General features: G+C 73.5%; 16 protein-coding genes. 12 read left to right on the forward strand and 4 right to left on the reverse strand.

The features are described from left to right. The first annotated feature begins 74 nt into the window (after nucleotides 1-74). The 6 genes from ABZ693_RS03360 (at nucleotide 75) to ABZ693_RS03385 (ending at nucleotide 13,511) form a co-directional block, all read left to right on the forward strand. Nucleotides 75-1,781, forward strand: a complete 1,707-nt coding sequence (locus tag ABZ693_RS03360) for a glycerol-3-phosphate dehydrogenase/oxidase (protein WP_359872796.1) — start codon at nucleotides 75-77, stop codon at nucleotides 1,779-1,781. A gap of 806 nt (nucleotides 1,782-2,587) precedes the next feature. Next, entirely contained in the window at nucleotides 2,588-4,480 is a 1,893-nt protein-coding gene (locus ABZ693_RS03365) for a serine/threonine-protein kinase (RefSeq protein ID WP_435842333.1), read from the forward strand. Between the two features lie 83 nt (nucleotides 4,481-4,563). Continuing rightward, on the forward strand, nucleotides 4,564-7,836 hold the full coding sequence (locus ABZ693_RS03370) for a serine/threonine kinase C-terminal domain-containing protein (RefSeq protein WP_359872800.1): 3,273 nt from the start codon (nucleotides 4,564-4,566) through the stop codon (nucleotides 7,834-7,836). 110 nt (nucleotides 7,837-7,946) lie between these two features. After that, nucleotides 7,947-9,725, forward strand: coding sequence for a serine/threonine-protein kinase (locus ABZ693_RS03375; protein ID WP_359872801.1), 1,779 nt, complete (start codon nucleotides 7,947-7,949; stop codon nucleotides 9,723-9,725). A gap of 103 nt (nucleotides 9,726-9,828) precedes the next feature. Then, on the forward strand, nucleotides 9,829-11,490 hold the full coding sequence (locus ABZ693_RS03380; RefSeq protein WP_359872803.1) for a succinic semialdehyde dehydrogenase: 1,662 nt from the start codon (nucleotides 9,829-9,831) through the stop codon (nucleotides 11,488-11,490). A gap of 113 nt (nucleotides 11,491-11,603) precedes the next feature. Next, on the forward strand, nucleotides 11,604-13,511 hold the full coding sequence (locus ABZ693_RS03385; RefSeq protein ID WP_359872805.1) for a GMC oxidoreductase: 1,908 nt from the start codon (nucleotides 11,604-11,606) through the stop codon (nucleotides 13,509-13,511). 681 nt (nucleotides 13,512-14,192) lie between these two features. Here the strand turns inward: ABZ693_RS03385 and ABZ693_RS03390 are convergent. Continuing rightward, complete coding sequence (locus tag ABZ693_RS03390; protein WP_359872807.1) at nucleotides 14,193-14,531, reverse strand: chorismate mutase; 339 nt, start codon at nucleotides 14,529-14,531, stop codon at nucleotides 14,193-14,195. A gap of 375 nt (nucleotides 14,532-14,906) precedes the next feature. Here ABZ693_RS03390 and guaA point away from each other — a divergent pair, with 375 nt between their 5' ends. The 3 genes from guaA (at nucleotide 14,907) to ABZ693_RS03405 (ending at nucleotide 18,193) form a co-directional block, all read left to right on the forward strand. Continuing rightward, entirely contained in the window at nucleotides 14,907-16,508 is a 1,602-nt protein-coding gene (guaA, locus tag ABZ693_RS03395; RefSeq protein WP_359872809.1) for a glutamine-hydrolyzing GMP synthase, read from the forward strand. A gap of 142 nt (nucleotides 16,509-16,650) precedes the next feature. After that, nucleotides 16,651-17,439, forward strand: a complete 789-nt coding sequence (locus ABZ693_RS03400; RefSeq protein ID WP_359872811.1) for a class II aldolase/adducin family protein — start codon at nucleotides 16,651-16,653, stop codon at nucleotides 17,437-17,439. 166 nt (nucleotides 17,440-17,605) lie between these two features. Continuing rightward, nucleotides 17,606-18,193 (forward strand): DoxX family protein, encoded by a 588-nt coding sequence (locus tag ABZ693_RS03405; protein ID WP_359872813.1) that lies wholly within the window; start codon nucleotides 17,606-17,608, stop codon nucleotides 18,191-18,193. Between the two features lie 156 nt (nucleotides 18,194-18,349). On the opposite strand, the gene ABZ693_RS03410 is transcribed toward ABZ693_RS03405, so the two are convergent. Further along, nucleotides 18,350-19,819: a PspC domain-containing protein gene (locus tag ABZ693_RS03410; protein WP_359872815.1), complete on the reverse strand. Its 1,470-nt coding sequence runs from the start codon at nucleotides 19,817-19,819 to the stop codon at nucleotides 18,350-18,352. Nucleotides 19,820-19,976: 157 nt separating this feature from the next. Between ABZ693_RS03410 and ABZ693_RS03415 the strand changes: the two genes are divergently transcribed. Further along, nucleotides 19,977-21,245, forward strand: a complete 1,269-nt coding sequence (locus ABZ693_RS03415; RefSeq protein WP_359872817.1) for a PspC domain-containing protein — start codon at nucleotides 19,977-19,979, stop codon at nucleotides 21,243-21,245. Continuing rightward, nucleotides 21,242-21,970, forward strand: coding sequence for a LuxR C-terminal-related transcriptional regulator (locus ABZ693_RS03420; RefSeq protein ID WP_359872820.1), 729 nt, complete (start codon nucleotides 21,242-21,244; stop codon nucleotides 21,968-21,970). The genes ABZ693_RS03415 and ABZ693_RS03420 overlap by 4 nt, the downstream gene beginning before the upstream one ends. 64 nt (nucleotides 21,971-22,034) lie before the next feature. Here ABZ693_RS03420 and ABZ693_RS03425 read toward each other — a convergent pair whose 3' ends face one another. Continuing rightward, nucleotides 22,035-23,138: a C40 family peptidase gene (locus ABZ693_RS03425; RefSeq protein WP_359872822.1), complete on the reverse strand. Its 1,104-nt coding sequence runs from the start codon at nucleotides 23,136-23,138 to the stop codon at nucleotides 22,035-22,037. Between the two features lie 396 nt (nucleotides 23,139-23,534). On the opposite strand from ABZ693_RS03425, the gene ABZ693_RS03430 reads away from it, so the two are divergent. Beyond that, nucleotides 23,535-23,888, forward strand: coding sequence for a hypothetical protein (locus tag ABZ693_RS03430; RefSeq protein ID WP_359872824.1), 354 nt, complete (start codon nucleotides 23,535-23,537; stop codon nucleotides 23,886-23,888). A gap of 68 nt (nucleotides 23,889-23,956) precedes the next feature. Here ABZ693_RS03430 and ABZ693_RS03435 read toward each other — a convergent pair. Beyond that, the coding region (locus ABZ693_RS03435; protein WP_359872826.1) for a C40 family peptidase at nucleotides 23,957-24,270 on the reverse strand (314 nt) is incomplete at its 5' end.

Raw genomic sequence — 24,270 nt, forward strand, 5'->3', positions numbered from 1 at the left:
GGTGGCGCGGCGGTGCGGCGGCTCGGCCGCCGCCGGCCTCGCCGACAGGCGGGGGACGACGGGAGGCGGCAATCGTGAGGACAGCGACACTGGGACCCGCCGAGCGCGCCGCGGCGCTGGCGGCCATGACCGAGCGCGAACTGGACATTCTCGTCGTCGGGGGCGGGGTCGTCGGCGCGGGCATCGCCCTCGACGCCGTCACGAGAGGGCTGTCGACCGCCCTGGTCGAGGCCCGCGACTGGGCGTCCGGCACCTCCAGCCGGTCGAGCAAGCTCGTCCACGGCGGGCTGCGGTACCTCGAGATGCTGGACTTCGCGCTCGTCCGCGAGGCCCTGAAGGAGCGCGGCCTGCTCCTCGAACGGCTCGCCCCGCATCTGGTCAAGCCCGTGCCGTTCCTCTACCCGCTCCAGCACAAGGGCTGGGAGCGGCTGTACGCGGGCTCCGGCGTCGCCCTGTACGACGCGATGTCCGTCTCCTCCGGCCGTGGCCGCGGCCTGCCCGTCCACCGCCACCTCAGCCGACGGCGGGCCCTGAGTGTCGCGCCCTGCCTCAAGAAGGACGCCCTGGTCGGCGCCCTGCAGTACTACGACGCCCAGATGGACGACGCCCGCTTCGTCGCCACCCTCATCCGCACCGCCGCGAGCTACGGCGCCGAGGTCGCCAACCGGGCCCGGGTCACCGGCTTCCTGCGCGAGGGCGAGCGGGTGGTCGGTGCCCGCGTCCAGGACGTCGAGACCGGCGGCGCGTACGACATCCGGGCCCGCCAGATCGTCAACGCGACGGGCGTGTGGACGGACGACACCCAGGCGCTGATCGGCGAGCGCGGGCAGTTCCACGTGCGCGCCTCCAAGGGCATCCACCTGGTCGTGCCCAAGGACCGCGTCCACTCCACCGCCGGACTCATCCTGCGCACGGAGAAGTCCGTCCTGTTCGTCATCCCCTGGGGGCGGCACTGGATCATCGGCACCACCGACACCGACTGGGACCTCGACAAGGCCCATCCGGCCGCGTCCAGCGCCGACATCGACTACCTCCTGGAACACGTGAACAGCGTGCTCCACACCCCGCTGACCCGCGACGACGTCGAGGGCGTCTACGCCGGACTGCGGCCGCTCCTCGCGGGCGAGTCCGACGCCACCAGCAAGCTGTCCCGCGAGCACACCGTCGCCCACCCCGTACCCGGCCTGGTCGTCGTCGCGGGCGGCAAGTACACGACGTACCGCGTGATGGCGAAGGACGCGGTCGACGAGGCGGTGCACGGTCTCGACAAGCGGGTCGCCGCCTGTGTCACCGAGGTCACCCCGCTGCTCGGCGCCGAGGGCTACCGGGCGCGGTGGAACGCGCGCGCGGGCATCGCCGCCCGCGCCGGACTGCACGTGGCCCGGATCGAGCATCTCCTCAACCGCTACGGCTCCCTGACGGAGGAGATCCTCGACCTCGTCGCCGCCGACCCCGCCCTCGGCAAGCCCCTCCCGGCCGCCGAGGACTACCTGAAGGCCGAGATCGTGTACTCCGCCTCCCACGAGGGCGCCCGGCATCTCGACGACGTGCTGACCCGGCGTACCCGCATCTCCATCGAGACCTTCGACCGGGGCACCCGCAGCGCCCGTGCGTGCGCGGAACTCATGGCGCCGGTCCTCGGCTGGGACGCCGGACAGGTGGACAAAGAGGTCGAACACTACGAGAAGCGCGTCGAGGCCGAACGCGAATCACAGCGCCAGCCCGACGACCTGACGGCCGACGCGGCCCGCCTCGGAGCACCGGACATCGTGCCGATCTGAGCAGGTGGGCATCCCGGAGTGCGGACCCGGGGGAGTCAGGGGTCCTGGAGTGAGGGACAATGGGCTCTCTTCCAGGGCGGGTTGCCGCGAGCGCGGGAGCTGCGGGACGCGGGCGGGAAACAGGATCGCAGAGGGGACGCATGTCGGAGGCGGAGCAGTCGCGGAACACGGGGCAGGACCCCCGGCGGGACGCCGCCGCGGACGCCGGCACCGGCGACCGGGGCGCGGTCCCGGAGGCGCGCGCGGTGGAACGGAACAAGGACGCGACCGGGCCGAAGGCCGCGCCGGGGGCAGATGCCCCGCGCGCGGAGAAGGCCACGGACGCGGCGACGGACGAGGCTGCGGAGAAGACGGCGGACACGGCGACGGACAAGGCCGCGGGCGAGACCGCCGGCAAGGACGCGAAGAAGACGGCGACCGCCACCGACCCGGACACCCGGGCGCTGCGCGCCGACGCGAAGCGCACGGTCAAGGCGGGCGCGGCCGACGCGCCGTCAGGCTCCGGGCGTACGAAGGCGTCGGAGCCCGGCGGCACCGCCGGCGGCACCTCGTGGGCCAAGAGTGAGGCCGCCAAGGCCGCTGAGAGCGGCACCGCCACGCGCGCGCCCGAGGCCGGGGCCAAGACGGACGGCACGCCCGAAGCCAAGGCGAAGACCGAGGTCAAGGCCGAGAACAAGGCAGAGAACAAGGCCAAGCCCGGGGCGCGTGGCAAGGCCGCCGCCGACGGGTCGACCGACGGGGCCGCGCCGGCCGCCGGCTTCGGTGCCGACGCGACCGGAACGGAACGCCGAGGCAAGGACGCTGACGTGACGTCCGCCGAGGGCCGGCTGCTCGCCGGGCGCTACCGGCTCGGCGCGGTCCTCGGCCGCGGCGGCATGGGCACCGTGTGGCGCGCCGTCGACGAGACGCTCGGCCGTACCGTCGCCGTCAAGGAACTGCGCTTCCCCACCAGCATCGACGACGACGAGAAGCGCCGCCTCATCACCCGCACCCTCCGCGAGGCCAAGGCCATCGCCCGGGTGCGCAACAACGGCGCCGTGACCGTCTACGACGTCGTCGACGAGGACGACCGCCCGTGGATCGTCATGGAGCTCATCGGGGGCAAGTCCCTCGCCGAGGCCATCCGCGAGGACGGCACGCTCACCCCGCGGCGCGCGGCCGAGGTCGGCCTCGCCATCCTCGACGTGCTGCGCTCCGCGCACCGCGAGGGCATCCTGCACCGCGACGTGAAGCCGTCCAACGTGCTCATCGACGACGACGGCCGCGTCGTCCTCACCGACTTCGGCATCGCCCAGGTCGAGGGCGACCCCTCGATCACCTCCACCGGCATGCTCGTCGGCGCCCCCTCGTACATCTCGCCCGAGCGCGCCCGCGGCCACAAGCCCGGCCCGGCCGCCGACCTGTGGTCGCTCGGCGGACTGATCTACGCGGCCGTCGAGGGCAGCCCGCCCTACGACAAGGGCTCCGCCATCGCCACGCTCACCGCCGTGATGACCGAGCCCGTCGACCCGCCGAAGAACGCGGGCCCGGAGCTCACCAAGGTCATCTACGGTCTGCTCGCCAAGGACCCCGCCGAGCGGCTCGACGACGCCGGCGCCCGGGCCCTGCTGTGCGCGGTGCTCGACGCGCCGGACGTGGCGCTTGAGCCGCCCGCCGAGGCGACCCGGATGATCCCGCTGCCGCAGTTCCCCGAGCGTCCGGCGGCGGCTCCGGCCGGCTCCGGTTCCCGGAAGCCCGCGCGCGAGAAGGCCCCCGCCGACCCGTCGGCCGACCGGCTGCGCGGCGCGCTGAAGTCCGTACGGAACGCGGCCGCCGCCCCCACGCCCCCGCCGGCCGCCATGCCCGCCGCGGGGCGGTCCGCGGCCGCGCCCGCCAAGGCGTCGCTCACCGATGTCGTCCCACGCCGCACCCTGGTGATCATCGCCGCGGTCGTGGTCGCGGCGCTGCTCGGCACGATCCTGTACGTCGCCCTCGGCGGCGGCGACGACGGCGCCGAGCAGGGCAAGGGCGGGAACTCCGGCGGCACCACCGCCACCGCCGGCAACGCCTCCGGCGGGGCCGACGGCCAGGGCACCGACACGACGCCGAGCGCCCCGGAGCAGCAGGGCGGCGGCAAGCCGTCCGCGGACGGCGCCGGCCAGGGTGGCACCCCGGCCTCCGGCACCCCCGACGGCGGGGGCAAGGACGACGGCGGCGGGAAGGACTCCGGCGGCAAGGGCGGCGACGACTCCGCCGCCCTGCCCGACGGGTATCAGCAGGTCACCAACAGCCGGTTCCACTTCACGATGGCGATGCCGAAGTCCTTCCGGCTCACCGCGATCGCAGGCCGGAACTCGGGCGGCATCTTCAACGCCTCCTCCGGGTCCTTCCCGCGCGTGCAGGTCGACTTCAACGACAGCCCGAGGGACGACGCGGCCGCCGCCTGGAACGCCGCCCGCGCCGCGGTCGCCGCCACCAGCAACGGCTACAAGCACCTGGGCATCCGCCCCGTCTCGTACAAGGGGTACCCGACCGTCGCCGACTGGGAGTTCGAGCGCGTCCAGGGCGGCCAGCGCGTCCGGGTGCTCAACCGGGGCTTCAAGGTCGACGCCGGCCACGGCTACTCGATCATGGTCAGCTGCCCCGCCGACGCGTGGGACGAGCCGGAATGCAAGACGCTGCGGGAGACCGCGTTCGCGACGTTCAGCCCCAAGGACTGACGCGCGGACGTATCGTGTCGTGAACAGCCCCGTCCGACCCGTGCGGCGGGGCACGGGGGCCGGCGGGCGCGTGGGGAGGCGTCGTGGACGACTACGCGGGAAGAGTGCTCGCGGACCGTTACCGCCTGCCGTTGCCGCCGCCCGATCCGGACGGGCACACCGATCCGTACGCGTATGCCTTCGACCTCGTCGAGACGCGTGCCTTCGACACCTACAGCGGCCAGGAAGTGCGCGTCCGTCAGGTGCCGCTGCCGGAGGTCGTCGACGCCGAGGTCGTCGAGCAGGCGGAGTCCGGCGACTCCGAATCGGGCGCGGACGGAGGGCCGTACGCCGGGTCCGGTGCCCGGCGGGCGTCCCGCAGACCTGCCGATCCGGCCGTGCGCCGCGCCGTCGAGGCGGCCCAGGCCGCCGCGCGCATACCCGACCATCCGCGCCTCGAGCAGGTCTTCGACGTGTTCGCCGAGGCGGGATCGCTGTGGATCGTCAGCGAGTTCGTCGCCGCCACCCCGCTCGCCGAACTCCTCGCCATGGGTCCGCTCAGCCCCTATCGCGCGGCCGAGATCGGGGCCGATCTCCTCACCGCTTTACGCGCGCTCCACGCGTTCGGCTGGACCCACCGGAACGTCACCTCCCGCACCGTCCTCGTCTGCGAGGACGGCCGGGTCGTCCTGACCGGCCTCGCCGCGGGCGCCGCCGAGGAGGCCCTGTGCGGGTACGCGTCGGTGCCGCCGCCGGACGAGTTCCCGTACGCGGGGCCGCCCGAGGACGTCGTGTACGTGGAGGGCGACGGGGACGACGCGTACGCGCTGCCGGACGAGGTCGACCCGTACGCCGAGCGGGACGAGCGGACCGAGCAGGTCGAGCAGGTCGAGCAGGTCGGGCGGGATGAGCACTCCGCGTACGCGGAGCACGTCGAGCCGACCGCGTACGACAACGCATATGACACGCAGGACACGTACGGCGTGTACGCCGAGCACGTCGAGGACGGCGAGCCCGCCACGGCCGGCCCGTACGCGCTGGAGCCGTACGAGCCCGAGGACTTTGGACCGGACCGGCCGCAGGAGCCGCACGCGCCGACGGACGAGCCGGGGGAGCCGGAGGCGCCCGGGGCCGCGAGCGGGACCGGGTACGGGCCGCACGGAGGTACGCCGTACGGGGCGGGGCGCGCCGGGGCACGGCAGGAGCTGCCGCCCGCGCGGGTCGTGCCCCCGACCGGGGTGCCGGCCACCGCCGAGGTGCGGGCGGCCCGGGCCGGGGCCATCGCCGCGTACCGGGCGGGGGCCCGTGCCGCGGTCCGGATCGGCGAGACCGGCTCCCTCCCGGTCCAGCGTCCCGGCACCCCGGCACCTCCGTCCCCGCCCCCGTCGATGCCGTCGGCCCCGGGGCCGTCCGGGCCTCAATGGTGGTCGCAGATGGACGAGGACGGCGACGACGACGGCGACGACGCGGGCGGCCTCGGCGGGGACCGGACGCCGCCTCCGCCCCCGCGCGCGTACCTCATCGGAAACTGGAGCGACGGGCCGCACGCCTCCCGCGACGGCGGGCGTGCCGTGCCGGCAGGCGGCGGCCCGGGCCCGCTGCCGCCCGCGCTTCCGGCCGGGTACACGGCCGCGGCCCCGCAGCCGCGGCCCGCGCCCGGCATCGAGAGCCTGCCCGCCGCCGACGCCTACCGGGGCCCGGTGACCCGGCTCGCCGCCGAGCGGGCCCGGCAGACCCGGATGGCCGTCGTCGGCCCCGTCACCGAGCGCTGGGCGCCCGAGCAGGCCGGCCCCGTGCACGAGCACTGGCGGCTCGCCCCGCCCATCGGTCCCGCCACCGACCTGTGGGCGCTGGGCGCGCTGCTCTACCGGGCCGTCCAGGGGCACGCCCCGTACCCCGAGGACAACGCCGCCGACCTGGTCCAGCTGGTCTGCGCGGAGCCGCCCGCCTTCGCCGAGGAGTGCGGTCCGCTGCGCCCCGTCGTGGAGTCGCTGCTGCGCCAGGACCCCACCGAGCGGCCCGATGTCGAGGAACTGAGCGGCTGGCTGCGGTCCCTCGTCCGGTCGGCGCCCGAGCCGGACGCCGCGACCGGTGCCGTCCCGCAGGGACCGGCCGACGCGGCCCGGCTGCCCCTCGTCCGCAAGCGCGGCGAACTGGTGCGGCGCCGGCGTTGGTGGTCGGGCCGGGGCGGCGACACGAAGAACGCGAAGAGCGCAAAGAGCGCGAAGAACGGGCGGCACCGGCACGCGAAGAACGACGTCCCGGACGAGACCGCCCTGCTCGACGCCGACTTCCGCCAGGCCGACGTCCACGAGACGGACGTCCACGAGTCCGCCGGGTACGTCTCCGCTCCGACCGACGCCGCTCGCTTTGAGCGGGACGGGTACGACACCGCCGTCCACGAGCCCGTCGGGTACCCCGACGCGTACCGTGAACCGGTCCGTGAGCCGTCGCCCGAGCCGTACTCCGACGCGTATGCCGACCCGTACGCCGATCCGGCACCGGTCGGCTCGCTGGACGATCTGCTCCACGACGACAGGGCATATGACAGACCGCCACACGACGCACCACCGTCGTACGGAGCGGCATATGACGCGATGCCCGAAGAGTCGTACGAGGAGATACCGCAGCGCGCCCCACGCACCCCGCGCCCGCCCCGTACGCCCGGGCGTACGGAGGGATCCCCGCGTTCGCTCGGCCGGGTGCTGCTGGTCCTGCTCGTGCTGCTGCTCGGCGGGGCGGTCGCGTACGCGGTGCTGTTCCTGCCCAAGGCGGGCGACCCGGGCCAGGGCGACCAGGCCGCGCGCGGCAGCGCCCCCGCCTCCGCGCCCCCGGCGAAGAACCCGGCCCCGCCGTCCTCCGCGCCCGCGTCCAAGCCGCCGGCCACCACCCCGCCCGCTCCCGGTACCTCCGACCCGGCGCTCGCCTCCGGGTACGTCCTGCGCAAGGACCCCGAGGGCTTCCAGGTCGGCGTCCCGAGCGGCTGGCGGCGCAGCCCGATCAACGACGCCGGGCAAGTGCGCTTCACCGACGGCGCCTTCACGATGATCGTGGTCCCCGGCCGCGACACCGTCAGCGCCAACGGCGACGACCCCCTGCGCTACCAGCGCGACACGGAACGCGAACTGACCCGCTGGCGCGAGTCGTCCTGGTCCGACCAGTACGGTCTGCGGCGCGTCGACATCGGCCAGAAGGTCATGGCGGAGGGCACGTTCAGCTGGATCGACAGCACCGGACACGAGGTGGTCGGACGGAACCTGGCGCTGATCGAGGGCGGCCGCTATCACGTCGTCCAGGTGATCGGACCGTCGAACGAACGGGACCGGATCGCCGCCGTCCACGACCAGGCGGTCAAGAGCTACCGCGTCACCCGCTGACCCGCGAAATCCGCGCGCCGGTCACAGAGTTGTCGCTGATGCGGCCCCGAGGTTCCGTGCCCGGCGCACTGATCCGTACGCTTGCCTCGGAACCGAACGGGCGGGGGCAAGTGGAACACTCTGAGAGCACCGGAGCCGGACTTCTGCTCGCCGGGCGCTACCGCTTGGGCGAGGCCATCGGCCGGGGCGGCATGGGCCGGGTCTGGCGGGCGCACGACGAGGTCCTGCACCGGGTCGTGGCCGTCAAGGAACTGACGGCCGGTCGGTACGTGACCGAGAGCGACCGGCAGGTGCTGCACACCCGCACCCAGACCGAGGCGCGGGCGGCGGCCCGGATCAGCCACCCGGGCGTGGTCACCGTGCACGACGTGCTCCAGCACGACGACCGCCCGTGGATCGTCATGCAGTACGTGGACGGGCCCTCGCTCGCCGACGCCGTCAAGGAACGCGGCACCGTCGACGCGCGCGAGGCCGCCCGGATCGGCCTGCACGTCGTCGGCGCCCTGCGCGCGGCGCACGCCGCCGGAGTGCTGCACCGGGACGTGAAGCCCGGCAACGTGCTGCTCGCGCACGACGGACGGGTCCTGATCACCGACTTCGGCATCGCCCAGGTCGAGGGCGACACCTCGATCACCCGGACCGGTGAACTCGTCGGATCCATCGACTATCTGGCGCCGGAACGGGTACAGGGCGCCGATCCCGGTCCCGCGTCCGACCTGTGGTCGCTCGGTGCGACGCTGTACACGGCGGTGGAGGGCACGTCGCCGTTCCGCCGGAGTTCGCCGATCAGCACCATGCAGGCCGTGGTGACCGACGAGCCGCCGTACCCCGGGAAGGCGGGCGCGCTCGCCCCGGTCGTCATCGCGCTGCTGCGCAAGGACCCGGAGCAGAGGCCGCGTGCCGACGAGATCGAGCGGATGCTGCTCGACGCCATGGAGGGGCGGCCTCCGCTCGCCGCGCAGGCGTACGTGCCGACGCGCCGGATGACGGCGGAGGAGCGGGCCGCCGCCGCGCCGGCCGCGACGACGCCGCTGCCGGAGCCGTACGCCGAGCCGCGGCCCGCCCCCGTCTCCGTACCCTCTCCGGTCCCGGCCCCGGCTCCCGCCCCTGCCATGCCGTCACCGAGCGCCCCCGTGCCTGCCCCGGCGCCCGCCTCCGCCCCGCACCGCGGCCGCTGGCGCCCCGCCGTCCTCGCGGCCCTGGCCGCGGGCCTGCTCGCGGGCGGCGCGGTCTTCGCGACCATGACGCACCTGGGTGGTCTCCTCGGCACGGATGGCCAGGACGACCAGGGCGGCGGCGCCACCTCCAGCGCGACCGGCGCCGCGAACCCCGGCACCGGCCCGAGCACCGGCCCGAGCGGTGATCCGACCGGTGATCCGAGCGCCGATCCGAGCACGGACGACGGCAAGACCTCCGGCGGCGTCCCGGTCGGCTGGCGCCGGGTCAAGGACCCCCTCGGCTTCAGCATCCTGGTCCCCGACGGCTGGACCCGGCAGGTCAAGGGCGGCCAGGTCGACTACACGCCCGACAACGGCCGCCACCACATCCGCGTCAGCATCGACCCGTCGCCCGACTTCGAGAACCCGTATCTGCACATGCAGGACGTCGAGACCACCCTGAGCGGCCGGCTGCCCGACTACACGCGGGTGCGACTGGACCGGAACATCTTCCGCGACAAGGACGACTCCTGCCTGTGGGAGTTCACCTGGACGGAGCGGACCAACCACCCCGGTCCGCGCCGTGCGATCGACCAGGTGTTCCTCGGGAACGACGGGAGCGAGTACGCGATCTACCTGTCCGCGCCGGAAGCGGACCGGGATCGGATGCGGGAGCGGTTCGAGATCGTGAAGAAGTCCTGGAGGGCCCCGGGGGCTGCCGTAAGCCCCTGATCAGGGCCGATATGCCAGTGATCGCTGGCGCGATGTGGGCACCCGGTGAAAACGCGTTACTCACGGGTACCCAAAGCCGCGAACGCGGCTTACGCTCGGCCCCATGACGGACTCGCAGGCTCAGGCACTTCCCGGCACCTCCACGGCAGCCACCACCCCCTCGGGCGCCGATCGCGCCGCGGGCACCAACCCTGTCGCGCCCGCGCCCGCCGGTGCCCGCGAGGCCGCCGACGTGGTGACCCCCGAGCTGGTCGCCCGGCTCACCCGCGGGGTCGTCGGCTCCGGCCGTACCGCCAACCACACCCCCTTCACCGGGGACAAGCTGGCGGACCTGCCCGAGTCCACGCCCGAGGACGTCGCCGAGGCATATGCCCGAGCCCGTGCCGCCCAGGTCGCCTGGGCCGCCACCCCCGTCCGTACGCGCGCGGGGGTGCTGCTGCGCTTCCACGACCTGATCCTCAGCCGCCAGGCCGAGATCCTCGACCTCATCCAGCTGGAGACGGGCAAGGCCCGCCTGCACGCCCACGAGGAGATCCAGGCGGTCACCGTCGCCGCCCGCCACTACGGCCGCAAGGCCCCCGCGTACCTGCGCCCCAAGCGCCACACCGGCGTCGTCCCGACCCTCACCAAGGTCACCGAGCTGCGCCAGCCGCGCGGTGTCGTCGGCCAGATCGCGCCGTGGAACTACCCCCTGGAGCTGTCGGTCGGCGACGCCCTGCCCGCCTTCGTCGCCGGCAACGCCGTCGTCATGAAGCCGGACACCGAGACCGCCCTGACCGCCCTGTGGGCCCGTGACCTGCTGATCGAGGCCGGTCTTCCCGCCGAGGTCTTCCAGGTCGTGCTCGGCGAGGGCCCGGTCGTCGGCCCCGAGGTCGTCCGCCACGCCGATTACGTCTCCTTCACCGGCTCCACCCGCACCGGCCGCGAGGTCGCCCGGGGCGCCGCGGACCGGCTCGTCGGCGTCAGCCTCGAACTCGGTGGCAAGAACGCCATGATCGTGCTGCGCGACGCCGACATCGAGAAGGCCGCCGCCGGCGCCGTCCGCGCCTGCTTCTCCTCCGCCGGCCAGCTGTGCATCTCCATCGAGCGGCTGTACGTGCACGAGTCGGTCGCGGACGCGTTCGTCGCCCGCTTCGCCGCCCGCACGAAGGCCATGCGGCTCGGCAACTCCCTCGCGTACGGCGCCGACATGGGCTGCCTGGTCGGCGACCGGCAGCTGGAGACCGTCACCCGGCACGTCGAGGAGGCCGTCGCCAAGGGCGCCACCCTGGTCGCGGGCGGCGTCGCCCGGCCCGACATCGGCCCGTACTTCTTCGAGCCGACCATCCTCGACGGCGTCGAGGCCCCGATGGCCGTCTGCGCCGAGGAGACCTTCGGCCCGGTCGTCTCGATCTACCGGTTCACGGACGAGGACGCGGTCGTCGAGCTGGCCAACGGCACCCCGTACGGCCTGAACTCCTCCGTCTGGACCACCGACTCACGCCGCGGCCACGCCCTCGCCGCCCGCCTGCGCACCGGCACCGTCAACATCAACGAGGGGTACGCGCCCGCGTACGGCAGCGTGCAGTCGCCCATGGGAGGCATGAAGGAATCCGGCCTCGGCCGGCGCCACGGCTCCGAGGGCATCCTCAAGTACACCGAGGCGCAGACCGTCGCCCAGCAGCGGCTGCTGCCGCTCGGCCCGTCCTTCGGGATGGACGACGAGAAGTACGCCGCGTTCATGAGTACGTCCCTGAAGGTGATGAAGGCGTTCCGCCTGCGCTGACCGCTGACCGCCGGCCGCCCGCCGCTGACCGCCGGCCCGCGGTCCGCTCGCCGGGCCGCCCGGCCGGACCGGCCCGTTCCGCCCGTTCCGCCCCTTTTCGCACGAGGAGAGCCATGACCGCGGTACCCCCTGCCCGAAATCAGGACGAGGACGGTTCGTACGACTACGACGTCGTCGTGGTCGGCTCCGGCTTCGGCGGCTCGGTCACGGCCCTGCGGCTGACCGAGAAGGGATACCGGGTCGGCGTCCTGGAGGCCGGCCGCCGCTTCGCGCGGTCCGAGCTGCCGAAGAACTCGTGGGACCTGAAGAACTTCCTGTGGGCCCCCGCCCTCGGTCTGTACGGCATCCAGCGCATCCACCTGCTCGGCAACGTGATGGTGCTGGCCGGCGCGGGCGTGGGCGGCGGTTCGCTCAACTACGCCAACACCCTCTACGAGCCGCTCGCCCCGTTCTTCGACGACCCGCAGTGGAAGGACATCACCGACTGGCGCGCCGAACTCGCGCCGTACTACGACCAGGCCAAGCGGATGCTGGGTGTCCGGCTCAACCCGACGATGACCCCCTCGGACGTCCACCTCAAGGCGGCCGCCCAGGCGATGGGCATCGGCGACACCTTCCACATGGCGCCGGTCGGCGTCTTCTTCGGCGACGGCAAGGACGCGGTCGCGGACGACGCCGAGGACGGAGCCGAGGGCACGGGTACGGGTTCCGGCTCCGGTACGGGGTCCGGCTCCGGTACGGCGAAGGCGAAGCCGGGCGCCGAGGTGGCCGACCCGTTCTTCGGCGGCGCCGGCCCCTCCCGCCGGGCCTGCATCGAGTGCGGCGAGTGCATGACCGGCTGCCGCCACGGCGCCAAGAACACCCTCAACGAGAACTACCTCCACCTCGCCGAGAAGGCGGGCGCGGTGGTCCATCCGATGACCACCGTCGTCGCCGTCACCGAGGACTCGCGCGGCGGCTACGCGGTCAAGACCCTGCCCACCGACAACCGGAAGAAGGGCGCCGGCCGCACCTTCACCACCCGCCGGGTGGTGATCGCCGCCGGCACGTACGGCACCCAGACCCTGCTGCACCGGATGAAGGACACCGGCCTGCTGCCCCGGATCTCGCACCGCCTCGGCGAGCTGACCCGGACCAACTCCGAGGGCCTGGTCGGCGCCCAGACCACCGACCGGCGCTACCGCGCGCGGCACGGCGGACAGCGGGCCGACTTCACCCGCGGCGTCGCCATCACCTCGTCGGTTCACCCGAACGAGACCACCCACATCGAGCCGGTGCGGTACGGCAAGGGCTCCAACTCGATGGGCGGCCTCACCGTCCTCCAGGTGCCCTACGGCGCCCACCGGGTCCGCAACTGGCTGCTCAGCCTGGCCCGTCACCCCTCGCTCGCGATCCGCTCGCTCTCCAACCGGAAGTGGTCGGAGCGCACCATCATCGGCCTGGTCATGCAGTCCCTGGACAACTCGCTGACCACCTACCGCAAGGCCGGCGGGCTCGGAAAGGGCCTGCTCACCGCCCGGCAGGGGCACGGCGCGCCCAACCCGACGCAGATCCGTGAGGCCACTCAGGCCGCCACCCTGATCGCCGAGGAGATCAACGGCTTCCCCGGCTCCAACATCGGCGAACTCATGGGCACCCCGCTCACCGCCCACTTCCTGGGCGGCTGCCCGATCGGCGCGGACGCGGAGTCCGGCGTCATCGACCCGTACCACCGGCTCTACGGCCACCCGGGCATCTCCGTCGTGGACGGCGCCGCGGTCTCCGCCAACCTGGGCGTCAACCCGTCGCTGACGATCACGGCGCAGGCGGAGCGGGCGATGTCGTTCTGGCCCAACAAGGGCGAGAAGGACCCGCGCCCCCGGCAGGGCGAGGCGTACGTGCGGCTCGCCCCGGTCGAGCCGGCGTCCGCCGCGGTGCCGGCCGACGCCTTCGGCGCGCTGCGGCTGCCGTTCCTGGGCATCCCGTCCGTACCGCCGAAGAAGCCGAAGGCCGTGAAGAAGACCCCGAAGGCCGCGGACTGAGCTCGCGGCCGACGCCGGCACCCGGCCCGACCAGGACGGATTCCGGAAACAGAGAAGAGGCGCTGCACCCCCCTCCGAGTGCAGCGCCTCTCCGGTTTCCGGGTGGTGCTGCATAGATGACCGGTGACCTGGGGGATTGGTTGTAGCGCACTCACGGAATCCTTATGTGACGCGCGTCACGTAGGCGGGAGAGTGGGGCGCGCGGGTACGCGGAGGGGCCCCGCACCGCGATTCCGGTCGCGGTACGGGGCCCCTGTGCGGGGCACCGGCGTCAGGGCTGCGGCGGTGCCGAGGGCGGCGGCGCCGGGGGAGGCGGGGCGCCGCGCGGGAGGTACGGGGGTGCGGGGTGGGGGAGGCGGGGGACGGCGGGAGTCTCGGGTCGTTCGCCGGTTGCGGCCGGCCCCGGGCGTCCCCGGGACCGACCGCCCTTTCTGGGTGACCGGGCTGCTGTCCCCTGCCGTCCGGTCACATGCGCTGGTGCGAGGTCCCACGACGTACCGAGGTACGTCACACGCCCCAGCCAAGCCACGCGTGGTCTTGTTCGGGCCCGCCCCTGGCTGGCACGGACACCACGACCAACGAACCGGCGCCGGGCCCGGTCACGCTCCGTACGGGTGAGAGGGCGCCCGAACTCGGGTGCGGGACCGCACCCCCGGACACGTCCCGCCGTACTCCGGGTCCTCAGATACGGCCCCGGCACAGCTCCAGCATCGTCATCGCGAGCGCCGTGCCCGGCTTGCCGAGGGCGTCCCGGAAGCGGCCGAGGACCTCCATCTCGCGGGCCAGGTTCACCCGGCGGCCGCCGGAGGAGATCCGGGCCTCCTGGATGACGGCCGAGACGGCCATCCGTTCCTGGATCAGCCCGATGATCCGGTCGTCGAGGATGTCGATCCGCTCCCGCGCGTCACCGATGACGTGCGCGGCCTCGGCGGTGCGGGCGCCGGTCTGCTCGGTGAGGTTCTTCGCGGCGAGGTTCTTCGCGGTGGCGGCGGGGACGGTGATGGCGGTGGTGGCGGTCATGAGGGGCTCCTGTGCGGTGATGGCCGAGGTGAGGCGGCCGGGATGGTCGTCGGGGAGGGGCGACGGCGGGTCCGGGAGCCCTGGGCGGCAACGCCCGGGAAAAGCAGAACGCCCCGGGCCTTGTCGGCCCGGGGCGCCTGGGAAGTCGCTTGTCAGTTGCTCAAGCAGCACGACCATGGCAGCCGGTGGGCCGGTTGCCATAGGTAAAGACGAAGGTCGTGAGCTCGCGCATGGCCCCAGTATGGACCCCTCCGCCCAGTGCGGGCCAAACCGGGCCCGGATGGTGAGACGAGGAGTGCCGTCGCCGCGCCGGTAGAATCGATAAATAGCCCCCCTCACTCGGGGGAACCCTCCTCCCGCCGGAAGGCCGCCGCAGTGTCCTCAGCGCCCACCGCTGGTGCGCCCGACGTCACCAACCCGGACGTAGTCCTCGTTGTCGACTTCGGCGCCCAGTACGCCCAGCTCATCGCCCGCCGCGTCCGTGAGGCGCGGGTCTACAGCGAGATCGTCCCGTCCACCATGCCGGTGGCCGAGATGCTGGCCAAGAACCCCAAGGCGATCATCCTCTCCGGTGGTCCGTCGTCGGTCTACGCGGAGGGCGCGCCGCGTCTCGACCGCGCGATCTTCGAGGCCGGTGTCCCCGTCTTCGGCATGTGCTACGGCTTCCAGCTGATGGCGACGACGCTCGGCGGCACGGTCGACAACACCGGCGCCCGCGAGTACGGCCGTACCCCGCTGCACGTCAGCAAGGCCGGCTCGACCCTCTTCGAGGGCACGCCCACCGAGCAGTCGGTGTGGATGTCGCACGGCGACGCCTGCTCCGCCGCCCCCGAGGGCTTCACCGTCACCGCGTCCACGGACGTCGTGCCGGTCGCCGCCTTCGAGAACGACGAGAAGAAGCTGTACGGCGTCCAGTACCACCCCGAGGTGCTGCACTCCACGCACGGCCAGCAGATCCTGGAGCACTTCCTCTACCGCGGCGCCGGCATCGAGCCCAGCTGGACCACCGGCAACGTGATCGAGGAGCAGGTCGCCGCGATCCGCGCCCAGGTCGGCACCAAGCGCGCCATCTGCGGTCTGTCCGGCGGCGTCGACTCCGCCGTGGCCGCCGCGCTCGTGCAGAAGGCCATCGGCTCGCAGCTCACCTGCGTCTACGTCGACCACGGCCTGATGCGCAAGAACGAGACCGAGCAGGTCGAGAAGGACTTCGTGGCCGCCACCGGCGTCCAGCTGAAGGTCGTCGACGCCCAGGAGCGCTTCCTCACCGCCCTCGCCGGCGTCTCCGACCCGGAGACCAAGCGCAAGATCATCGGCCGTGAGTTCATCCGCGTCTTCGAGCAGGCGCAGGCCGACATCATCGCCGAGGGCGCCGCCGACGGCGAAGAGGTCGCCTTCCTCGTCCAGGGCACCCTGTACCCGGACATCGTCGAGTCCGGCGGCGGCACCGGCACCGCCAACATCAAGTCCCACCACAACGTGGGCGGCCTCCCCGAGGACCTGGAGTTCGAGCTCGTCGAGCCGCTGCGCCAGCTCTTCAAGGACGAGGTCCGCATGGTCGGCCAGGAGCTCGGCCTGCCCGACGAGATCGTCCAGCGCCAGCCGTTCCCCGGCCCCGGCCTCGGCATCCGCATCGTCGGCGAGGTCACCAAGGAGCGCCTGGACCTGCTGCGCGAGGCCGACGCCATCGCCCGCGAGGAGCTGACGGCCGCCGGTCTCGACCGCGAGATCTGGCAGTGCCCGGTCGTGCTGCTCGCCGACGTCCGCTCCGTCGGCGTCCAGGGCGACGGCCGCACCTACGGCCACCCGATCGTGCTGCGTCCGGTGTCCTCCGAGGACGCCATGACCGCCGACTGGTCGCGCCTGCCGTACGACGTCCTCGGCCGCATCTCGACCCGCATCACCAACGAGGTCGCCGACGTCAACCGCGTCGTCCTCGACGTGACCAGCAAGCCGCCGGGCACCATCGAGTGGGAGTGACCTCCCCCGCACGCCGATGAAGCCGCCGCTCCCGTTCCCGGGGCCGGCGGCTTCGCCGTTTCCGGGCCCGGGCCGGTACGGGGCGGGACCCGGTCGCGTACGGGCACTGGAGAGTTGACCGGCCGGGCACTACCTTCCGGCCATGACCGAGACACCGGCGCCCGTTCCCGTCGAACGGCTCCACTTCGCCCTGCCGCCCGTCCACGCCTCGGCGGCCGAGGAACGCACCCACCGCCGACAGCGGCTCGCCGCCGCCCTCCGGGTCTTCGGCCGGTTCGGCTACGAGGAGGGGGTGTCCGGACACATCACCGCCCGCGATCCCGAACACGCCGACTGCTACTGGGTGAACCCCTTCGGCGTCCCCTTCGCCGACCTCACCGCGAGCGACCTGATCCTGGTGAACGGCGACGGCCAGGTCGTGCACGGCACCCACCACGTCAACCAGGCCGCCTTCACGCTGCACGCCGAGGTCCACCGCGCCCGGCCCGACGTCGTCGCCGTCGCGCACGCCCACTCCACGCACGGTCGGGCGCTCGCCGCCCTCGGCGAACTCCTCGACCCGCTCACCCAGGACGCCTGCGCCTTCTACCAGGACCACGCCCTGTACGACGCCTACACCGGCGTCACCGTCGACCCGGCGGAAGGCCGCCGGATAGCCGCCGCCCTCGGCACCCTGAAGGCGCTCGTCCTGCGCAACCACGGTCTGCTCACCGTCGGCTCCTCCGTCGACGCCGCGGCCTGGTGGTTCATCGCCCTCGAACGGTGCGCCGAGGTCCAGCTGGCCGCCCGTGCCGCCGGCCGGCCGGTGCTCATCGACCACCGCGACGCCGTCGCCACCCGCGAACAGATCGGCAGCGACCTGGTCGCCTGGATCAACTACCAACCGCTCTGGAGCCGGATCAGCCGCGCCGAACCCGACCTCCTCGGCTGAGAGCCGGCGGCCGGCCCGGCGGACCCTCGCCGAAACCCGCCCCGCCCGAGCGTGTTTTCGACCCCCGGCCCCGGGCCGGGGACAATCGTGTCCGGACGGGACCCGAACGCTCGGGTACGGGCCCAGCGGGATGGGCAGCGGGACGGGCACGGAGAGGCGGCCGGACATGGCAGGACCGACGGACGAAGCGGCGGGCGGAACGGCGGATCAGGGGTCCGGCGGTACGGGATCGGGGGCAGGCGCGGGTGCGGCGGCGCGGCCGGGCCCGGGCGGGGCCTCCGGCTCGGGCGACGGCCCGAAGACCCTCGCCTCCCGCTACGCCCTGGTCCCGCTGCGGATCTTCCTCGGCATCACCTTCGTCTACGCCGGTCTGGACAAGCTCACCGACTCGGCCTTCCTCTCCGCCACCGGACCCGAATCGATCGGCGAGGTCATGCGGGGCGTCCGCGACTCCTCGGCCCTGCCCGCCCTGGTCGACGTGGCCCTCCGCAGCCCCGTCGGCTTCGGCTACGCCCTCGCCCTCGGCGAACTCGCCGTCGGCCTCGGCACCCTCTTCGGGCTGTTCACCCGGGTGGCCGCGCTCGGCGGAGCGCTGATCTCGTTCTCCCTGTGGCTGACCGTCAGCTGGCAGGTGCACCCCTACTACCTGGGCAACGACCTCGCCTATCTCATGGCCTGGCTGCCGCTGCTGCTCGCCGGCGCCCCGGTGCTGTCGCTGGACGCCCTCCTGGCCGCCCGCCGGCGTATCCGATAGGCCGTCCAGGACGCGACCGACGCCAGAACCAAGGCCCCGCCGAGGACCGGCAGCGCCACGAACCAGGCGACCGACCAGGCACCGGCCGCGTCCCCCGCGAACAGCGCCGCGATGGCCAGGGCGGCCAGGCCCAGGATCAGCCGGCCGGGGCGGAACTCATGAAGCAGCACGGGTGACCTCCACCTGTCCGAGTCCGACCTCGAGGGTGAGCTCGAGGGTGCCGCCCGGGGTGACGCCCGGCGGCGGGGGGAGCGTCCGGGTCTCGTCGAGATCCGGGGCGATGTCGATGTCGTCCGCCGACGCCGCGGGCGGCGTCGGCGGTACGGGGGCCACCGGCGGCGGGATCTGCCCCGGGGACGGTGTCGCCGGGGCGGACGGCACCGCCGGCCGCACCGCGGTCGTGGTGTGCTGAGGCGGCAGCGCCAGGTCGCCGAGGCCCACCTGGGCCCGCAGCCTCACCGTCGCGTTCCGCGGCACGACCACCTCCAGCTTGCCCGCGCCGACCCGGGCCCGGGTGGTCACCGTCGTCTTCGCCGGGATGGCCAGCTGGGACAGGTCGAGCCGGCCGACTCCGGTGTCGAGCTTGTACCGCGGCTGTACCGCGGCGACCGCCGCCGGCCGCCAGGTCTCCCGCTCCCAGACCGTGGAGATCTCCTTCGGCAGCACCGAGGTCACCGTCAGCAGACCCGTCGTCAGCACCAGCAGACAGATCGTGCCGAACCCGGTCCGGCCCAGGAAGCTGCTGATCACCAGGCCCACGCCGATCACCGCGAGCGCCGCGGCCAGACCGATCTGCAGGCTCGTGCCCAGCGGATGCGTGTGCCAGGTCAGTCCCGTGCCCAGGCCGCCCGCGACCAGCGCGAGCAGGAACACCAGCCCGCCGATCGACGTCCAGCTGTCCTCCGCCGGCCGGGACGGGGCGGCGGGCCGCCCGGGCGTCGGCGGCTTCGGACCCCAGTGCCAGCCGGGCCGCGGCGTCTCGCCGGCGACCCTGCCGTCCTGGTCGACTCCCGCGTGCGGGCCCCACAGATAGCCGATGGCCACCTTGCCCGTCGATCCGTCCTTCACTATCGGGTCCCTCCACCAGGACATCGTGAAGTCGATCACCGGCGGAGCCTTGGTCTCCGGCGGTGCTTCGGCGACCGCGAGCGCCGCCGCGGGATCTATCCGGCCGCCCTCGTCGGCGACCGCGGCGACGGCCGTCCGCCGCTGGGACCACACCGCCGCGCCGCTCACCGCGAGCGAGAGGATCAGCGAGAACCCCAGCAGACCGCCGTTGTTCAGCGTCGACAGGAAGATCCCGCAGCCCACCAGCGCCATCAGCACCGCCGCCAGCGAGGAGCCCGAGACCCGGCCGGTCAGCAGCCTGCGCCCCTCGTTCTCCTCCTCGCCGTCGAGCGGTATCAGCAGCCACGCGAAGCCGTAGAAGATCAGCCCGGCGCCGCCGGTCACGGCCAGCACGCCCAGCGTGACGCGGAAGATCACCGGGTCCAGGCCGAAATGCCGGCCGAGACCGCCGCACACACCGGCCACGACTTTCTGCCCGCGCGAGCGCCGCAGCGGCGGGGCGGGCGGGGTCTCCGCCGGCGGCGGGGCCTCGTGGTGCGAAGGCATCGAACTCGTCATGCGTCCATGGTGACGGTCCGTACCCCCGAAGCGGCACCGGGACCGACCCTGGCCGAACCCTGATCTTCCCGGGGGCCCGCACCCTGAGACGGTTCCAGGGTCGATATCCGGGCCGACCCTGATGTCCGCGGACGGCCGAACGTGTGACGATCGGTGCATGTCCGCAACCGCCCGTGCCCTCGACGCCGACGAACCGCCCGTACGCAAGCTCTACCGGAGCGCCGACGGCCGGATGCTCGGCGGTGTCGCCCGCGGGCTCGCCGGACACATCGGTCTGCCCGTCGCCTGGGTCCGCGCGTTCTTCGTGGCGCTCAGCTTCACCCACGGCCTCGGCGCGCTGCTGTACGCGGTGTTCTGGATCGTCGTCCCCCTCGGTGTCGGCGGCCGCGCCACGCCCCGCGCCGTCTTCGAGACCACACCCGAGGGCCGCAGACGGCTGCGCAAGCCCGACCGGGGCCAGGTGCTCGCCCTCATAGTGCTGGGGATCGGCGTCTTCACCCTGGTCAGCAGCTTCGACGTCAACAAGGAAGCCGGCCGCTACATCTGGCCGACCGTCCTCATCGGCCTCGGCGTCGTCCTCGTCTGGCGGCAGGCGGACAACGCCCGCCGCGCCAGCTGGACCGACCCCGACCGGCGGCGCCGGGCCTTCCAGCTCGCCCGCGGCCTCGTCGGCGTCGCCTTGGTCGGCACCGGGCTCACCGTCTTCGTCGTCCTGCGCGGCTCGGTCGCCCAGCTCGGCACGGCGGTCACCGCCGGCGTCGCGGTGCTCACCGGGATCATCCTGCTCGCCGGCCCCTGGCTGGTCCGGATGTCGCAGGATCTCAGCGAGGAGCGCACCCTGCGCATCCGCGCCCAGGAGCGCGCGGAGGTCGCCGCGCACGTCCACGACTCCGTCCTGCACACCCTGACCCTGATCCAGCGCAACGCCGACGACGCGGGCGAGGTCCGCCGGCTCGCCCGCGCCCAGGAGCGCGAGCTGCGGAACTGGCTGTACCGGCCGGAGGGCACGGGCAAGGAGCAGGACGAGGAGCCGAGCACGCTCGCCGAGGCGGTCAAGCGGTCCGCCGCCGAGGTCGAGGACAAGCACGGCGTCCCGCTGGAGGTCGTGGTCGTGGGCGACTGCCCGCTCGACGAGAAACTGGCCGCGCAGATGCAGGCCGCGCGCGAGGCGATGGTCAACGCCGCCAAGTACGGTGGCGAGGGCGGGCCGGTGCAGGTCTACGCGGAGGTGGAGGGCCGGACGGTCTTCGTCTCCGTCAAGGACCGGGGACCCGGCTTCGACCTGGACGAGGTGCCGGGCGACCGGATGGGCGTACGAGAATCGATCATCGGCCGGATGCAGCGCAACGGCGGATCGGCGCGGTTGAGATCCGTGCCGGGCGGGGGCACCGAAGTGGAGCTGGAGATGGAGAGGGCGGACGGATGACCGACGAGACGACCGGAACCGAGAACGGAGCCGGGACCGAGGGGACGGCCGGGCAGGGCGAGGGGCGCCGCGTGCGGGTCGTGCTCGTCGACGACCACCGCATGTTCCGCGCGGGAGTGCAGGCCGAGATCGGCGGGACCGAGTCCACGGGCGTCGAGGTGGTCGGCGAGGCCGCCGACGTCGACCAGGCGGTCACGGTGATCACCACCACCCGGCCCGAGGTCGTCCTGCTCGACGTGCACCTGCCCGGCGGCGGTGGCGTCGAGGTGCTGCGCCGTTGCGCGAGCCTGATGACGGCGGCCGAGGACCAGGTGCGCTTTCTGGCGCTGTCGGTCTCCGACGCCGCCGAGGACGTGATCGGCGTGATCCGCGGAGGCGCCCGCGGTTACGTCACCAAGACGATCACCGGCACCGACCTGATCGCCTCGATCTTCCGGGTCCAGGAGGGCGACGCCGTCTTCTCCCCGCGCCTGGCCGGCTTCGTCCTCGACGCCTTCGCCTCGACGGACGCGCCGCCCGTGGACGAGGACCTGGACCGGCTCACCCAGCGCGAGCGCGAGGTGCTGCGGCTGATCGCCCGGGGATACGCGTACAAGGAGATCGCCAAGCAGCTCTTCATCTCGGTGAAGACGGTCGAGTCCCATGTCTCGGCGGTGCTGCGCAAGCTCCAGCTCTCCAACCGCCACGAGCTGACCCGCTGGGCGACCGCCCGCCGCCTCGTCTAGAAGGAAGCGGGCGGGCGGCGGGAGTCGGACAGGGCCGTCGGCCGGGAGTCAGTGGAGTCGGGCGTCAGCCGATTCGGGTGGCGCCCGCGAAGGGCATCTGGTCGATCGGGGCGACGCGGATCGGGGCGCCCGGGCGCGGGGCGTGGATCATCCTGCCGTCGCCGATGTAGAGGCCGACGTGGCTGACGCCGGAGTAGAAGAAGACCAGGTCGCCCGGGGCCAGCTCGGAGCGGGAGACCCGGCGGCCGGCGTTGATCTGGGTGTACGTGGTGCGCGGCAGCGTGACGCCGGCCGCGCGCCAGGCGGCCTGGGTGAGGCCGGAGCAGTCGTACGAGCTGGGGCCGGTCGCGCCCCACACGTACGGCTTGCCGATCTGCGCGCGGGCGAAGGAGATCGCCTCGGCGGCCCGGCCGGTCCCCGCCGTGACCGGCCCGTCGAGTCCCAGGTCCTGGCCGGCCCGGCCCGCCGCGCCCGCGACGCCGTCCGCTCCACCCGTACCCGAGCCGGCACCCGCGTCGTGTCCGCCGGTGGCGACGGCGGCCTCGTAGCGGGCGCGGTCCTCCGCGCTGAGCTGGGCGAGCAGTTCACGGGCCGCGTTCAGCTTGCCCCGCACGGCCGACTTCTGGTGGCGCAGGTCGGCCTCGCGCGCCTGGAGGTCGCGCAGCTGGTCCCCGGCCTGGGCGCGCAGCCGGTGGACGGCGCCGAGCTCGCGGCGTACCGCGGTGATGGTCGCGGCCTGCCGGTTCCCGACCTTCTCGGCGAGGGAGGCCCGCTCCAGGTAGTCGTCGGGGTCGGAGGTGAAGGCCAGCTGGAGGGTGGGGTCGAGGGCGCCTGCCCGGTACTGGGCGGTGGCGATGGCCCCGAGGGCGTCGCGGGAGCGGTTCAGCCGCTCGGTCCTGCGGGCGGCCTCGTCGCGCAGCCGGTCGAGCGCGGCCCGCGCCCGGCCGACCTGCTCCTTCGCCCCGTTGTACTTCTCCGTCGCGACCTCGGCCTCCTCGTACAGCCGGTCGACCTGAGCCCTGACCTGCGCGGGGGCGGGGCGGGGTGCGGCGTGCCCGGTTCCCTGGAAGACGGTCGCGGTGGCCGCCGAGGCGAGGGCCAGCGTGGCGGCGGTGCGGGCGGCCTGGCCGCCGAAGGGAAAGTACTTGGGCTTGCGGTGCGCGGCCACGAGGGCGGGTCACTTCCTCATTCCCTGTGCGGAACGGTGCCCACCGGGGCCGGCGGCGGCCGCACAGGGGAACGGGCCGCCGCCGGTTTTCTCGGCGGGGGTGACCGGCAGTCGCCGGAGTGCGGCGGTGGTGGGGAGCCGGTCACCTGGGGCAGGACGCTAGACCCGGCCCCGGCCCGCAGGCGGAGGGTGACCGCTATTGGCTACAGGTGTCGTGGCGTGACCGTTCTCTTTCGCCCCGGCGAGAGGCAGCGGCGTATCCGTGACCGTCTGACGTGTACGCACCGGTGTGACCGTCGGTCCGTCTGTCCGTCCTACCGGTACGCCCCGGCGGGTAGGACGACCCGGACCGACCCGCCCCGAAGCCGTACAGGGCGCCCGGTTAGGCTCCGGGCCATGGACGTACTCATCAATGTTCTCGTCGCCCTGCACGTCATCGGAATCGGCGCCCTGCTCGGCGGATTCGTCACCCAGATGAAGGCGATGGGCGCCGGTACGGCCCGCTTCTCCCCGGCGATGCTGCACGGCGCGCTGACGATGCTGGTCACCGGCGTCGCGCTCGTCGGCGTGCACCAGGCCGAGGGCCACACCGTGAACAACATCAAGATCGGCATCAAGCTCGCGGTCCTGATCGTCATCCTCGGGCTGGTCTACGTCAAGCGGGACGAGGAGCGGATCGACAAGGCCCTCTTCGGCGCCGTCGGCGGTCTGACCATGGCGAACATCTTCATCGCCACCCTCTGGACCTGATCCCGCACACGGCCACGCCCGGGCGGGCCGGCCCGGCCCCGCGTCGGGTCAGGCCGGGCCCGGGCGGGTCAGGCCGGGCGGACCGAGCCGTAGATCGGCATGTAGTAGATGGACTCCTCGCGGACGTACGCGCCCGGCTTCGGGGCGTGGATCATCTTGCCGCCGCCGATGTAGATGCCGACGTGGCTGATGTCGTCGTAGAAGAAGACCAGGTCGCCGGGCTGGAGGTCGGCGGTCGCGACGCGGGTGCCGACCTTCACCTGGTCCCAGGTCGTCCGGGGCAGGGTGACGCCGGCCGCGCGCCAGGCGGCCTGGGTGAGGCCGGAGCAGTCGTACGAGCTGGGGCCGGTCGCGCCCCACACGTACGGCTTGCCGATCTGCG

The sequence above is a fragment of the Streptomyces laurentii genome, assembly GCF_040635425.1.
Taxonomy (GTDB): domain Bacteria; phylum Actinomycetota; class Actinomycetes; order Streptomycetales; family Streptomycetaceae; genus Streptomyces; species Streptomyces laurentii.